The organism is Kitasatospora sp. NPDC059160, from assembly GCF_042755465.1.
GTDB lineage: Bacteria > Actinomycetota > Actinomycetes > Streptomycetales > Streptomycetaceae > Kitasatospora.
In genome coordinates, this window is record NZ_JBHZCN010000009.1 from 20,658 (window position 1) to 35,372 (window position 14,715).

At 73.8% G+C, this 14,715-nt stretch carries 13 protein-coding genes; 10 read left to right on the forward strand and 3 right to left on the reverse strand.

What is annotated here, in order from left to right; all coding sequences use genetic code 11:
* The first annotated feature begins 27 nt into the window (after positions 1-27).
* The 4 genes from ACFXOZ_RS05480 (at position 28) to ACFXOZ_RS05495 (ending at position 4,973) form a co-directional block, all read left to right on the forward strand.
* Complete coding sequence (locus tag ACFXOZ_RS05480; protein ID WP_380525523.1) at positions 28-1,353, forward strand: M1 family metallopeptidase; 1,326 nt, start codon at positions 28-30, stop codon at positions 1,351-1,353.
* A gap of 123 nt (positions 1,354-1,476) precedes the next feature.
* Positions 1,477-2,871 carry a serine hydrolase domain-containing protein gene (locus ACFXOZ_RS05485; RefSeq protein WP_380587643.1) on the forward strand — a complete coding sequence of 465 codons (1,395 nt, stop codon included), beginning with the start codon at positions 1,477-1,479 and terminating at the stop codon, positions 2,869-2,871.
* Between the two features lie 327 nt (positions 2,872-3,198).
* A complete protein-coding gene (locus tag ACFXOZ_RS05490) occupies positions 3,199-4,035 on the forward strand; it encodes a GNAT family N-acetyltransferase (protein ID WP_380525525.1) in 837 nt (278 codons plus the stop codon).
* Positions 4,032-4,973 (forward strand): lysophospholipid acyltransferase family protein, encoded by a 942-nt coding sequence (locus ACFXOZ_RS05495; RefSeq protein WP_380587645.1) that lies wholly within the window; start codon positions 4,032-4,034, stop codon positions 4,971-4,973. The genes ACFXOZ_RS05490 and ACFXOZ_RS05495 overlap by 4 nt, the downstream gene beginning before the upstream one ends.
* 114 nt (positions 4,974-5,087) lie before the next feature.
* On the opposite strand, the gene ACFXOZ_RS05500 is transcribed toward ACFXOZ_RS05495, so the two are convergent.
* Positions 5,088-6,650, reverse strand: coding sequence for an MFS transporter (locus ACFXOZ_RS05500; RefSeq protein ID WP_380525527.1), 1,563 nt, complete (start codon positions 6,648-6,650; stop codon positions 5,088-5,090).
* 125 nt (positions 6,651-6,775) lie between these two features.
* Here ACFXOZ_RS05500 and ACFXOZ_RS05505 point away from each other — a divergent pair, with 125 nt between their 5' ends.
* The 4 genes from ACFXOZ_RS05505 (at position 6,776) to ACFXOZ_RS05520 (ending at position 10,200) form a co-directional block, all read left to right on the forward strand.
* Positions 6,776-7,474, forward strand: coding sequence for a TetR/AcrR family transcriptional regulator (locus ACFXOZ_RS05505; protein ID WP_380525528.1), 699 nt, complete (start codon positions 6,776-6,778; stop codon positions 7,472-7,474).
* A 71-nt stretch (positions 7,475-7,545) separates the two neighbouring features.
* On the forward strand, positions 7,546-8,043 hold the full coding sequence (locus ACFXOZ_RS05510) for a hypothetical protein (RefSeq protein WP_380587648.1): 498 nt from the start codon (positions 7,546-7,548) through the stop codon (positions 8,041-8,043).
* Between the two features lie 160 nt (positions 8,044-8,203).
* Entirely contained in the window at positions 8,204-9,166 is a 963-nt protein-coding gene (gene pip, locus ACFXOZ_RS05515) for a prolyl aminopeptidase (RefSeq protein WP_380525530.1), read from the forward strand.
* 35 nt (positions 9,167-9,201) lie between these two features.
* Positions 9,202-10,200, forward strand: coding sequence for a YdcF family protein (locus tag ACFXOZ_RS05520; protein ID WP_380587651.1), 999 nt, complete (start codon positions 9,202-9,204; stop codon positions 10,198-10,200).
* A 20-nt stretch (positions 10,201-10,220) separates the two neighbouring features.
* Here ACFXOZ_RS05520 and mca read toward each other — a convergent pair whose 3' ends face one another.
* Entirely contained in the window at positions 10,221-11,171 is a 951-nt protein-coding gene (gene mca, locus ACFXOZ_RS05525) for a mycothiol conjugate amidase Mca (RefSeq protein ID WP_380587654.1), read from the reverse strand.
* 50 nt (positions 11,172-11,221) lie between these two features.
* The gene (locus ACFXOZ_RS05530) at positions 11,222-12,670 is read right to left on the reverse strand and encodes an MDR family MFS transporter (RefSeq protein ID WP_380587657.1); all 1,449 of its coding nucleotides are present in this window, start codon (positions 12,668-12,670) and stop codon (positions 11,222-11,224) included.
* A 128-nt stretch (positions 12,671-12,798) separates the two neighbouring features.
* On the opposite strand from ACFXOZ_RS05530, the gene ACFXOZ_RS05535 reads away from it, so the two are divergent.
* On the forward strand, positions 12,799-13,488 hold the full coding sequence (locus tag ACFXOZ_RS05535; protein ID WP_380587660.1) for a TetR/AcrR family transcriptional regulator: 690 nt from the start codon (positions 12,799-12,801) through the stop codon (positions 13,486-13,488).
* Positions 13,489-13,607: 119 nt separating this feature from the next.
* Entirely contained in the window at positions 13,608-14,675 is a 1,068-nt protein-coding gene (locus ACFXOZ_RS05540; RefSeq protein ID WP_380587663.1) for a hypothetical protein, read from the forward strand.
* Positions 14,676-14,715: the final 40 nt, after the last annotated feature.

Below are 14,715 nucleotides of genomic sequence, written 5' to 3' on the forward strand. Positions count from 1 at the left end.
CCCGGCCCGCAGGAAGCGCCCGCCCCCGTGAAGCCCAAGCACGCCCCGCCGACCGCCGCCGGTCCGGACCCGTACTTCCCCGCCAGCGGCGACCACCGCTACCGGGTGCACCGCTACGAACTCGCGCTGGACTACCGGCCCGGGCCCAACCGGCTGGCCGCCTCGGCCCGGCTGAGCGCGGTCGCGGACGCGGCCCTGGCCGAGTTCGCGCTCGACCTGGCCGAGTTCCGGATCGGCCGGGTGCTGGTGGACGGCAAGGCCGCCCGCTACACCCACCGCGGCGGCAAGCTGCGGATCCGCCCGGCGAAGGCGCTCACGGCGGGTGCGGCGTTCACCGTCGAGGTGCACTACACCGGCAACCCCCGCCCGGTGCGCAGCCCGTGGGGCGGCCTGGGCTGGGAGGAGCTGACCGAGGGTGCGCTGGTGGCCAGCCAGCCGGTCGGCGCGCCGTCCTGGTTCCCGTGCAACGACCGGCCCGCGGACAAGGCGACGTACCAGGTGGCGGTCACCACGCCGTCCCCGTTCACGGTGCTGAGCGGCGGACGGCTGCTCACCCGGACCACCCGGGCGTCCAGCACCACCTGGGTGTACGAGCAGAGCGCGCCGACCTCGCCGTACCTGGTGACGGTCTCGATCGGCCACTACCGGGCGGTGCCGCTGGCCGCCCGGCCGTCGGTGCCGCAGACCGGGTACGTGCCGGAAAGGCTGGTCGGGGACTTCACCCGGGACTTCGCCCGGCAGCCCGCGATGATGGCCCACTTCGCCGAGGTCTTCGGGCCGTACCCGTTCGGCGAGTACGCGGTGGTGGTCGCGGACGAGGAACTGGACGTCCCGGTGGAGGCGCAGGGCGTGGCCACCTTCGGCACCAACCACCTCGGCGGCGGCTGGGAGCGGGAGCGCCTGATCGCCCACGAGCTGGCCCACCAGTGGTTCGGCAACAGCGTCACGATCGCCGACTGGCGGTACATCTGGCTGAACGAGGGCTTCGCCAAGTACGCGGAGTGGCTCTGGTCCGAGCACGCCGGGGGCCCGGCCGCGGCCGTGCACGCCGCCGCCGCGCACCGGCTGCTGGCCGGGCTGCCGCAGGACCTCCGGCTCGGCGACCCGGGCCGCCGGCTGATGTTCGACGACCGGCTGTACCAGCGCGGCGGCCTGGTGGTGCACGCGCTGCGGCGGGCGCTCGGCGAGGACGCGTTCTTCGCGATGCTGCGGGACTGGGCCGGCGTCAACCGGCACGGCGTGGTCACCACCGGCGACCTCCTCGCGCACGCCTCCCGGTACACCACGGCCCCGCTCGGCCCGCTGTTCGAGGCGTGGCTGGAGCGGCCGGAGCTGCCGCCGCTGCCGGGCTGAGCGGGTAGTCGGCCTGGCCGAGCGGGTAGGCCGGACCGAGCAGGTAGGCCTGGCTGAGCGGGTAGGGCCGGACCGAGCGGATATTCGGCCGGGTTCCCGGGCCGGCTGGGCTACTGTCCGGGCATGCCGAACAGTGATCATCTCCCCGACCTGCCCGACCCGCTGCTGCCCACCACCGCCCGCGCCCTGCTGCACCGCACCGCCGTCGCCCAGGCCGAGGGCCGCACGCCCTCGATGGTGGCGGGCGTGGTGCGGGACGGCCGGCTGGTGTGGACCGGTGCCCGCAGCATGATCGAGGGGCACGCACCGGACCTGGACGTCCAGTACCGGATCGGCTCGCTCACCAAGACCTTCGCCGCGGTACTGGTGCTGCGGCTGCGCGACGAGGGCCTGCTCGACCTCGCCGACCCGCTCGGCCGCCACCTGCCCGGCACCCCGGCCGACGACCTCACCGTCGCCCAGTTGCTCGCCCACTCCGGCGGGCTCGCCGCCGAGACGCCCGGGCCGTGGTGGGAGCGGACCGACGGCGGCCTGCGGCCCGAACTCGGCGGCCTGCTGGAGGAGTCCGGCCCGCTCAAGCACCCGGCCGGGCGCCGCCACCACTACTCCAACCCCGGCTACGCGCTGCTCGGCGCCCTGGTCGAGCGGCTGCGCGGCGAGCCCTGGGGCGAGGTGCTGCGCCGCGAGGTGCTGAACCCGCTCGGCATGGACCGCACCACCCTGCTGCCCGAGCACCCGCACGCCGGGGGCTTCGCCGTCCACCCGTGGGCCGACGTCATGCTCCCCGAACCCCTCACCGACACCGGGCTGATGGCCCCGGCCGGTCAACTCTGGTCCACCGGTGCCGACCTGGCCCGCTGGGCCGCCTTCCTCGCGGCCGGCGACGACAAGGTGCTCAAGGCCGACACCCTCGCCGAGATGCGCCGCCCCGAAGTCGGCCCGGAGGACGCCGAGTGGACCTCCGCCTACGGCCTCGGCGTGCAACTGTCCCGCCACGAGGGCCGGGTGCTGTACGGGCACACCGGCTCGATGCCCGGCTTCACGGCCTGCCTGTGGATCAGCCCCGAGGACGGCCTGGCCGCCTTCGCGCTGTCCAACGCCACCGGTGCCGGCACCGGCCGGCTGACCGCCGAGCTGATCGGCATCACGGCCGCCCACGAACCCCGGCTGCCCGAGGCCTGGCGTCCGCTGCCCGAGGTCGACGAGGAGCTGCTGGCCCTCACCGGGCCCTGGTACTGGGGCGCCGCGCCCAACGCCCTGCGGCTGCGCGCCGAGGGCGTCCTGGAACTGACCCCGCTGACCGGCGCGGGCCGGGGCTCCCGCTTCCGGCCGCAGCCGGACGGCACCTGGCTGGGCCTCGACCGCTACTACGCGGGCGAGACCCTGCGGGTGGTCCGGCACCCCGACGGCACCGTCAGCCACCTGGACGTCGGCTCCTTCGTCTACACCCGCGAACCGTACGGGCCGGCCGACGCCGTCCCGGGCGGCGTCGACCCGGAGGGCTGGCGGGCCTTCTGACCCTCGGGGCGGCCCTGGGGCCGACCCTCGGCGCACCGGCTGGGGGCGGCCCCTGGGGGCGCGTACGCATCAGGTGCGCGCCCCCGTTGTCCACCCCGGACGAACGACCGCCCGGTGCCGGGCAGATGACCGACAGGCCAAGGCCCGCCCTGGGTGGTCCCATTCAACAGGTGCACATCTGCGCTCCTCCGGCCCGCAACGTGAATGCCAACCGGCTTGGAGACACATACGGGGACCGGTCCGCGCCCGATGCACGACCCCAGCGGGCCGGGACGGTGCCCTGGCGATCCACGGCACCGCCGATCGTGCTGCCCTGGAGGGTCCGCCATGACCACCGTCCCCACGTACGCTCCGTCCGCAGTCGCCCCCACCCACGACACCACGGCGGTCCCCGCGCCCCGCACCCGGCCGGCCCCGGCGCCGACCGCCTACACCGTCTCCCTCGCCCGCGACGAGGACGACGTGCGCGCCGCCCAGCGGCTGCGCCACCAGGTCTTCGCCGCCGAGCTCGGCGCCGTCCTGCACAGCCCCGTCGCCGGACTCGACGTCGACCCCTTCGACGAGTACTGCGACCACCTGCTGGTCCGCGAGGGCGAGGACGGGCCCGTCGTCGGCACCTACCGGCTGCTCCGCCCCGAAGCCGCCCGCCGGGCCGGACGGCTGTACTCCGACGGCGAGTTCGACCTCTCCGCGCTGGCCCCCGTCCGGCCCGGCCTGGTCGAGCTCGGCCGCTCCTGCATCAGCCCCGAGCACCGGGGCAACGGCGCCGTCATCAACCTGATGTGGGGCGGCATCGCCCGCTACCTCGCCGACACCGGCAACACCTGGGTCGGCGGCTGCTGCTCCATCGACCTGGCGGACGGCGGCGCCACCGCGGCCCGGGTCTGGGACACCGTCAGCGCCAAGTACCTGGCCCCGGCGGAGTACCGGGTCACCCCGCACCGCCGCTGGGACGCCACCGGCGTGCCGCGCGCCGAGCGCGGCGCCCTGCCCGCCCTGCTCCGCGGCTACCTGCGGCTCGGCGCCTGGGTCTGCGGCGAGCCCGCCCACGACCCGGACTTCGACTGCGCCGACCTGTACGTCCTGCTGTCGCTGGAGCGCACCGACCCGCGCTACCTGCGGCACTTCCTGTCCGGAACGACCGCCCCGGGCAGGTCGTCATGAGCGTCTGGCTGCCGACCGCGCCCTGCCGGCCGGAGACCTGCCTGGGCGAGCGCGCACCGGAGGTCTCGCACCCCCGGCGCGTGCTGCGGCTGACCGCCTGCCTGGTGGCGGTGGCGGTCGGCGTGCTGCTCACCCTGCCGGTGCGGCTGCTGCCCTACGGCGCCCGGGACCGGCTGATCCGGCTCTGGGCGCGGGTGGTGCTGCGCTCCCTCGGGGTGACCGTGCACCTCGGCACGGCCCGGGCGCCCGGGGCAGCCGGGCGGAGCGGGACGGACGGGGCGGACGGGCGGACCGGGACGGACGGGGCCGACGGGCGGACCGGCGCGGGCGGCTTCCTCCGGAGCGGCTCCGCCCGGAGCCGGGACGGCCGGGCGGTCGGCGCCGACGGGGCGCTGGTGGTCGCCAACCATGTCTCCTGGCTGGACATCCCGCTGCTCGCGGCCGGTCGACCGGGGCGGTCGCTGGCCAAGACCGAGGTCCGGCGGTGGCCGGTGCTCGGGCCCCTGGTCGCCTGGGGCGGCACCGTGTTCCTGGACCGCGACCGGCTGCGCACGCTCCCGGACACCGTGGCGGCGGTGACCGAGGTGCTGCGCTCCGGACACCCGGTGATCGTCTTCCCGGAGGGGTCGACCTGGTGCGGGCGGGAGAGCGGGCGCTTCCGGCCCGCCCTGTTCCAGGCCGCGGTGGAGGCCGGCGCCTTCGTCCAGCCGGTGACGATCCGCTACCGGCTCGCGGACGGACGGCCGACCAGCGCGCCCGCCTTCATCGGCGACGACGGGCTGCTCACCTCGCTCGCCCGGGTGGTCGCGGTGCGCGGGCTGGTCGCCGAGGTCACCTTCCTGCCGCCGATCCCGCCGCCCGGACCGCAGCCCACCCGGGCGGGGGCCCGGCGGGAGCTGGCCCGGGCGGCCCAGGCCGCGGTGGAGGGGATCCGCTGAACCGGTGGGGCCCGGGCGCGTCAGAACTGTCCGGCAGCACCCGACCGGGACACCGCTCGACCAGGGCGCTGCTCGACCGAGGCGCTGCTCGACCGGGGCCCCGGCCGACCGGGGCTACCGGTTCGCCCCGGCCAGCTCCTCAGCCTGCGCTGCGCCGGGGTCGGCCTGGGCGATCGGGCGGGCCCGGCCCAGCAGCACCGCGACCAGCACGGCGGTGACGGCCAGTGCGGCCGATCCGCAGCGCAGTGCGAGGTGGATGCCGTCGACGAAGGCGCCGTCCACCGCCTGCTGGACCGGCGCGGGCAGCGCTCCGGCCGGGCCGCCACCGCCGTGCGCGGCACCGGTGGGCGCGTCCGCGATCGGCCCCACCGCCCCCGGCGGGACACCGAGCCGGTGCAGGGCCGAGGTCAGCTCGTCCGTCATCCGGTTGGTCAGGACGGCGCCGAGCACCGCGATCCCGAGCACGCCGCCGAGTTCACGCAGGGTGTTGACGGTCGCCGAGGCCATCCCGGTCCGGGCCGGAGCGACCCGCCGGAGCACCGCGATCGAGATCGGGGTGAAGGTCAGGCCCATCCCGAAGCCCAGCGTGAACAGCGTCCAGAGGTACTCGACGTAGTGGGCGTGGTCGCCGTACAGCGACAGCCCGCCGAGGCCGACCGCGCAGAGCGCGAGCCCGAGCACCATCGGCAGCCGGGGGCCGTACCGGGCCGCCAGCCGGCCGGACAGCGGGCCCGCCACCACCAGCATGGCGGTCATCGGCAGCCCGCCGTAGGCCGCGCCGGAGGGGGACCAGCCGAGCACGCCCTGCATCATCAGCGGCAGGAAGAACAGCGCCCCGAACATCCCGAAGCTGACCATGAAGCCGCTCAGCAGCGCTCCGTTCAGCGCACTGTCCCGGAACAGCCTCAGCTCCAGCATCGGCTCGGCCAGGCGTAGTTCGAGCAGCAGGAAGGCGACCAGCAGGGCGAGCGCGGCGGCACCGCAGCCGACCACGAGGGAGTCGCTCCAACCCCGTGACGGCCCCTCGATCAGGGCGTACACCAGCAGCCCGAGGCCCGCCGCGGAGAGCGCGAAGCCCCCGAAGTCGATCCGCCGGGCCCGCGGCGGGATGCCCGGGAGGACCTTGGCGGCGAGCACCACGCCGACCACGCCGATCGGCACGTTGATCCAGAACACGCTGGCCCAGCCGAGGTGTTCGACCATGGGGCCGCCGATCACCGGGCCGATCGACAGGCCCAGTGCGGACACCCCCGACCAGAGGCCGATGGCCCTGGTGCGCTCGCGCTCGTCGGTGAACACGTGGCCCAGCAGGGTGAGGCTGCCCGGGGTGAGCAGCGCGGCGCCCACGCCCTGGACCATCCGGCCGCCGACCAGCACCTCGATCGTCCCGGCGAGCGCGGCCAGCGCGGAGCCCGCCGTGAACAGGCCCAGCCCCAGCACGAACATCCGGGTGCGGCCGTAGCGGTCGCCCACGGCGCCGCCGGTCAGCACGAGGGCGGCGTAGACCAGGCTGTAGCCCTCGGCGACCCACTGGAGGCCGCTGATCCCGGCGTCCAGGTCCTGCCCGATGCGGGGCAGGGCGACGTTGACGACGACGTTGTCCAGCATGGCCATGAACATGGCCACGCAGAGCGTCAGTAGCGCGAGCCGCTTGCGGCGGGCGCTCGTTCCTTCCATGGGTTCCCTCCCACACCTGAGCCCCTAACACCGTTAGGGGCGAGTCCGGTGCCCACAGAGTGCCCCTAACGGTGTTAGATTGCAAACGGGATTCCGCAGCCGCACCCGGAGGTGTCCGCACAGCCGTGCCGGAGAACGACAGCGCCACACCGGCGCACCACGCCACGCCCCCCGCCCTGACCAGGGAAGCCCTCGCCCAGGCGGCGCTCCGCGTGCTGGAACGGGACGGCCTGGCCGGACTGTCCATGCGCAAGGTCGCCGCCGAGGTCGGCGTCAAGGCCGCCTCGCTGTACTGGCACGTCCGCAACAAGGACGAGCTGCTCGACCTGCTCAACGACGCGATCATCGCCTCGGCCGAGCCTCCGCCCCGCGAAGGCGGCTGGCGGGTCCAGATGCGCGGCTACTGTTGGAACTACCGTCGGCTGCTGCACGAGAACCGCGACGCCGCCAAGGTCATGGCCGGACGCCTCGCACCGGGACCGCACATGCTCGGCCTGCTGGACGACCAGCTGGACCGCCTGCGCGAGGCCGGGTTCTCCGACACCCACGCCGCCCTGACCACCTACCTGCTGAGCTCCTTCGTCCAGGGCTTCGTCCTCCAGGAGCAGTCGCCGCTGTCGGCCGCCGAGGCCCAGGGCGCCAGCCGGCTGGACGTCGTCACCGAGGTCCGGGAACGCTTCCGCGCACTGCCCGTCGAGGACTTCCCCAACCTGGTCGCACTCGCCACCGACCTCACCGAGCCGAACCTCGACGTCCGGTTCGAGTTCTGCGTCGAGCGCATCCTCGACGGACTGGCCGCCCTGCTGCCGCCGGACCACCGCTGACCTGCGGCGCCGCCACGGGGATCCGCTACGCTACCCACCGGGTAAAGGGTGGGCAAAGGAGCGGGCGGGGCATGACCGGGGAGCGGGCAGCACAGGAGCCGAGGGCGGAGTCGGGCGCGGAGCCTGGCGCGGCGGCGGGCGTGGAGCTGGGCGCGGAGCCGGGCGGGCACCAGCCCGGGGACCCGACCCCCGTCCCCGGCGGTCAGGTCGGGCTGGCCACCGGCCTCGCGACCGGCCTGGCCCGCGACTCGGCCGGCTGCCTCGGCGAGTTCGTCCTCGAAACCGTCGGCGGCGTGCTGCTCCTCGCACTCACCACGGGTTCCCTGGCGGGCGCGTTCTTCCTCGCCCAGACGCTCCACCGGACCAGCCCGGCCGCCGCCTACGCACTCGCCGCGGCGGGCCTGTACGGTCTCGTCCACGGCATCCGCCACCGGCGCCGGCCGAAGGAGCAGCGCACCCGGTTCGGCCGGATCACCGCCGGGATCGCGGGCGCGCTCGGCCTCTGGCTGATCCTCTGCGTCGGCAACGCCTCCTTCGACACCGCCTTCGGACTGAACATCGGACTCTGAACGCCGGACGCTGGATTCCGGACGCTGAACACCGGACGCCGGATACCGGGCCCCGAGTACCGGGTTCCGAATCCCGGGCTCCGAATTTCGGACTCCGCCCCGCCCGACAGCGGGTAGGCTCGCCCGGCGCCCCGTCCGAACGTCCACGGAGGAGTCCCCGGTGTCCGAGCCGTACCAGCACGACGAACCCCACGCACAGGGCCTGTTGGACGTCGGCGACGGGCAGCGGATCCACTGGAACACCTCCGGCGCCCCGGGCGGGAAGCCCGCCGTGGTGGTGCACGGTGGGCCAGGGTCGGGCCACAGCCCGGGCAGCCGACGGTACTTCGACCCGCAGCGCTACCGCGTCGTCCAGTACGACCAGCGCGGCTGCGGACGCAGCCTGCCGCACGCCGCCGACCCATCGACCGGGCTGGAGCACAACACCACCGCCCACCTGGTCGCCGACCTGGAGCAGCTGCGCGAGCACCTGGGCATCGACAAGTGGCTCCTGTACGGCGGCTCCTGGGGCTCCACCCTGATCCTGGCGTACGCGCAGGCCCACCCGGAGCGGGTCTCCGCGATCGTGCTCTGCGGGGTGACCACGACCCGCCCGGCCGAGACCGAGTGGCTGTACCAGGGCGTCGGCCGCTTCCTGCCGGGCCCGTGGGCGGAGTTCCGCGACTTCCTGCCCGCCGCCGACCGGGACGGCGACGTGTTCGACCTCCTCTCCGCCTACAGCCGACTGCTCAACAGCCCGGAGGAGGGCACCCGTCGGGCCGCCGCCCGCGCCTGGGCCGCCTGGGAGGACGCGGTGATCTCGCACGAGGTGCTCGGCAAGCCGAACGCCTACTCGGACCGCCCCTCCGACGCCCTGATGGCCTTCACCCGGATCGCGGCGCACTACTTCTCGCACCGGGCCTTCCTCCCGGACGACCAACTGCTGCGCGACGCCGGCCGGCTGGCCGGGATCCCGGGCGAACTGATCCACGGACGGCTCGACCTCGGCGGCCCTCTCGACACCGCCTGGCACCTGGCCGAGGCCTGGCCGGAGGCGAAGCTGACGGTGATCGACGAGGCCGGACACACCGGCAGTCCGAAGATGGCCGAGGCCCTCCGCGCGGCGGTCGACCGCTTCGCCTGATCCACCTCTCCAACCCTCCCCCTACGATACGAACCATGCTCGCCTACGCTCCAGCCGCGCTTTTCTTCCTCCTGTTCGGAATCGGGGTACTGCGCGACCGACGCCAGTTCAGCAACGCCGTGCTGCTCGGCATCGCCGTCTCGCTCCTCTCGCTCGCCCTGCTGGCCGAACTCCGCAAAGCACCCACACTGGTGGCGGAGCTCGCGGCCGTGGCGATCGTCCTGCTGCCCACCGTCGGAACGGTGGCCCTGGTCTGGTTCCTGCTCTCCAACGGCGTGACGATGATCCGCAAGGAGGGCACCCGTCCGGCCAACCTGCTGTCCCTGCTGGCCGGGCTCGGCATCATCGCCGTGATCGCGCTGCTGGGCGCCGCCATCGTCACCCACTCACCGCGGCTCGCGATCCTGGCGGGGACCGCCGTCCTGGTGGTCGGCTACATCTCCTTCCTCTTCGTCTGCTTCGTCGGCTACGCCTTCCTGTACGGCCGCCACCGGCCCCGCCGGGACGTCGACTTCGTGGTCGTCCTCGGCTCCGGGCTGATCGGCGGCGAACGCGTGCCGCCGCTGCTCGCCAGCCGGCTCAACCGGGGCCGCGAGGTGTACGAGGCCCAGGCAGCGCGCGGCAACCCGCCGGTGCTGATCACCTCCGGTGGCCAGGGCCCGGACGAGAAGCTGCCGGAGTCCCACGCCATGGCCGACTACCTGGTCGAACGCGGCTTCCCCGCCGAGCACATCGAGCGGGAGGACCGCTCGCGCACCACCGAGGAGAACCTGCTGTTCAGCCGGGCCATCATGGAGCAGGCCAAGCCCGACTACCGCTGCGTCGTGGTGACCAACAACTTCCACGCCTTCCGGGCCGCGTTGACCGCCCGCAGGACCGGCGTGAACGGGCACGTCTTCGGCTCGCCCACCGCCCGGTACTACTGGCCGAGCGCGACCATCCGCGAGTTCGCGGCGGTCTTCCTCTCGCACAAGCTGGTCAACTTCGGCATCTGCGGCCTCCTCGCGCTCTGCGGGGTGCTGGCCGCGCTCTGAGCGGCCCTTGCCCGGCTTCCCTACTCCCCCTCCCCGTCGTTCCGACCGACCCGCAACCCGGCGAACAGGTCGGTCTCGACCGCACCCGTCCCGCCCTCGGCGCCTGCCTGGCCGGCCCCGCCCACCCCGACGGCACCTTCGGGACCGGCCGCGAAGCTGCGCGCCAGGTGGTAGTCCTCGGTCGGCCAGACCTCGCGTTCGACGTCCCGCGAGTGGGCCATGAAGGCCACCCCGGGCTGGACCTGGGTGGCGTGCGCCAGCATCGCCGCGTCCCGGACGGCGAACTGCTCGGCACAGGCGATCCGGGTGGTGGTCGCGAGGGCGGGCGGGGTATCGGGCCACCCGGCGAGCAGTTCGCCCATCGCCGAGGGGATGCCACGCTCCGTCATGGCGTCGTGGATCGTCTGGAACCAGGGCCGGGAGAGCGCCAGGTGGTAGTAGAGCTTCGCCGTCTGCCAGGGTTCGCCGGCCTCCGGGTGGCGCTTCGGATCGGCGGCGGCCTCGAAGGCCTCCACGGCGGCCCGGTGGGTCATCACGTGGTCCGGGTGCGGGTACCCGCCGGTCTCGTCGTAGGTGATCAGGACGTGCGGACGGAACTCCCGGATCAGCCCGACCAGCGGCGCCGCCGCGACCTCCACCGGCTGGGCGGCGAAGCAGCCCTCCGGCAGCGGTTCGTCCGGGCCCGGCATCCCGGAGTCGACGAAGCCGAGGAACCGCTGCCGCACGCCGAGGATGTCGCGCGCGGCCGCCATCTCCTCGCGCCGGATCCGGGTGAGGTCGGCGCGGACCTCCGGGCGGTCCAGCTCCGGATTGAGCACCGACCCGCGCTCGCCTCCGGTGAAGGTGGCGACCAGGACGTCCACGCCCTCCGCGGCGTACCGGGCGAGGGTGGCCGCCCCCTTGCTGGACTCGTCGTCGGGGTGGGCGTGCACGGTGAGCAGACGCAGGCCGCCGGGGTGCTTGGTGAACACGGGTACCTCCAAGGTCGTGGTTCGGAAGGGAACTGCGGAATGATCTTCGGTCAGGCCGCCCTGCGGGCGGCGCCCGGGTAGAGCAGGGCCGGCGCGATCGAGAGCGCGGACAGGGCCAGCACCCACCAGAAGGTCGTGCCGAAGGCCGCGCCGGGAAGGCCCGGCTGCCCCGCCTGTGCGCGCTGGAGGACCAGCGTCAGCAGCGCCGTACCGAGCGCTCCGCCGAGCCGGTTGAGCACGTTCACCGCGCCGGCGGCAGCGGGCACCTGGGCCTTGTCGACGCTCCCGTACACCGCCGCCATGCCGGGGATCACGGTGATGCCCATGCCCACCCCGCGCAGCGCCAGCGAGCCGACGACCAGCCAGTCCGCCGGGCCGGAGCCACGCCCCAGCTGGGTGAAGGCGAGGGTGCCGAGCAGCGAGCAGCCGATGCCGAGCAGGATCAGCGGGCGCGGCGCGACCCGGTCGGCTATTCGGCCGGAGAGCAGCGAGGTGACCGCCGTGCCGAGCGCCTGCGGCGCGAGCAGCAGCCCGGCCGCGACGGCGCCGGTGTGCTCCACCTGCTGGTAGTAGAGCGGCACCAGGAACATCGAGCTGTACAGCACGGCCCCTTGCAGGAAGCTGTTCGCCGTCGCCACCGCGAAGCCCCGCCGGGCGAACAGCCGCAGGTCGATCAGCGGGGCCCGGCCCGCACCGCGCCCGACCCGCAGCGCGTGCCACCCGTAGGCCACCAGCAGCACCGCCCCCGCCGCGGCCGCCACCCGGCCGGCCGCGCCGCCCCCGCCGATCGTGGCGAGCCCGTAGACCAGGGCGGCCAGACCGGGCGACAGCAGCGCCAGGCCCGTCACGTCCAGCCTGGGCGCCGGGAGTTCGGACCGCTCCGCGGCCGGGAGCCACCGGGCCGCCAGCAGCACTGTCACCAGCCCGACCGGCACGTTGAGCAGGAACATCCAGCGCCAGTCCAGCTGCTCCAGCACCAACCCGCCGAGGATCGGCCCCAGGACGGGAGCAAGACTGATCGGAAGCAGCAGCGTGCCCATCACCCGGCCGATCCGGGACGGCCCGGCCGCCTGCACCATGATCGCCTGCCCGAGCGGCTGGATCATCCCACCGCCGACGCCCTGCAGCACCCGGAAGGCGATCAGGCTCCCCGTCGACCAGGCGAGGCCGCACAGTGCGGACCCGAGCACGAACAGCACCACCGAGGCCAGCCAGGCCCGGCGGGCGCCGAACCGGCCGGCGGCCCAGCCCGAGAGCGGCATGGTCAGCGATATCGCCAGCAGGTAGCCCGTCGCCACCCACTGCACCGCCGCCACCGAGCTGTGCAGCTCACGGGTGACGGCATCGATGCCGACGTTCACGATCGTGGTGTCCAGCAGCGCCAGGACCGGGCCCAGCGCGAGCACCACCCCCGTCCTCATCAGGCCCGGCGGCAACGGCTCCGGCCTCGTCGACCGGGCCGCCCCCAACCCGCTCTTCCTCGCGACCGAGACGGTCATGCGCCCTCCCCAGGCTCGTTCCTCGGCAGCCGCTCCGGCCGCCCGAGGAAGAACTTAGGACGGACCCATCCATTAGGTCAAGCCTAATTACTGTGGCGGACCCAGCGAACTGCGCTAGGCTCACCGCCATGACCGACACCGGGACCGCCCCGAACCTCCGCGAGCTCAACAAGCGCCGCACCCGCGAGGCGATCTCGCACGCCGCGACCAGGCTCTTCATCGAGCGCGGCTTCGACCGCACGACCATCGCCGAGGTGGCGACCGCGGCCGGGGTCGCCAAGATGACCGTCACCAACCACTTCCCGCGCAAGGAGGACCTCTTCTTCGACCTACACGAGGAGCTCGCCGGCCGGCTCGCCCGGACCGTCGCCGAGCGCGCCCCCGGCGAGTCCGCCCTCGCCGCGCTGCGCCGCGACTGCCTGGCCGGGCTCGACCGCCACGACCCCCGACTCGGCTTCTCCGGCCCGGACTTCGCCCGGACCGTCGCTGAGAGCCCCGCCCTCGGCGCACGACTGCGCGAACTGCACGAACTGAGCGAGACCGCACTCGCCGAGGCGCTCGCCGAGGCCGTGCACGCGATACCCGTCGACTTCGAGAGCCGGGTCGCCGCCGCCCTGCTCGCCGCCGTCGACCGGGCCGTGCTCGCCGAGGTCTTCCGCCGCACACTGGCCGGCGAGGACCACGCCGCCATCGCCGCCGCCGTCCGCCCCTCGGCCGTCCGGGCCTTTGACCGACTGGAGGGCACCCTCGGCTCGTACGCCGTCCGCGAGACGCGGGAGGGCCAGGTCGGCGGGAGCGCCGCGGAGAAGCGGGGGTGAGCCGGGAGAGGACGGCCAGAGCTGCGACGGGTCATCGGCCCCGGCAGCGCTGAGCACCGGCAGCGGAGATGACGGACGCTCTTATCCTTCCCTTAGAACGTCCCCCTAGCGTCGCGTTCATGACGACGCCACACAGTGCATTCGGAGCCGTGGTCCTCACGGCCGTGACCCTGACGGCCACCCTCGGGGCGGCCGCCCCCGGCGAGGGCTCCACAGCTCCCGACCCCGGCAAGGCCGCCACCACCGCCGCCAGCACCGCGCCCCACAGCCACGACCACGGCAAGGTGACGGACAACCTGTACATGTCGCTCGGCGCCTTCGAGGACGCCACGTCCGGCGCGGACCCGAAGGTCAAGGCCCTGATCGACCGTGCGGACATCGGCGGCGTCCAGGTGGTGGCCCCCTGGAAGGCCCTGGAGGGAAGGAAGGGGGAGTACAAGTGGTCACGACTGGAGAGCGCGCTGGACTACCTCCAGCAACGCCACAAGAAGTTGTTCGTCCAGATCCAGGACCGGTTCTTCGACGTGGCCGTGCAGGACGCCAACCTCCCCCAGTACGTGAAGGACGAGGGCGGCGTCACCCCGACGGTCGACGAGAACCCCGACAACCCGACCACCCACGGGGCCATGGCCGCACAGTGGAACACGGAGGTGCGAGCGGACTTCCAGGCCATGCTCAAGGCGATGGCGGAGAAGTTCGACGGCAGGCTCGCCGGGGTGAACCTTCCGGAGACCGCCGTCGAGGTGGACACCGAGAACGACCGGACCGGCTACACCTCGGCGTCCTACATCGATGCCGAGATCGACAACATGCGCTACGGCAGGAAGGTCTTCACCAGGACGCAGTTCATCCAGTACGTCAACTTCCTTCCGGACGACGACGACCACAAGCGCATGAAGGAGATGTTCGACCTCGCCAGGGAGAAGAGGATCGGCATCGGCGGTCCGGACACCCTGCCGGACCGGCCGTACCAGATGGAGAACTCCTACAAGTTCCTCCACGAATACCGGAACTCCCTCCCCCTCGTCGCGATGGCCGTCCAGGAACCCGACATCAACGCCAAGGACCCCAGGACCGGAAAGCCGTACACCCGCGAACGGTTCACGGACTTCGCACACGACTACCTCGGTGCACGCCAGATGTTTTGGACCGTCGAAGCGGACTGGCTGCAGCGACCCTCGGCCTGACACCCGCACGAGTGCGGCCACCGGCCGGACGGCACCCGAT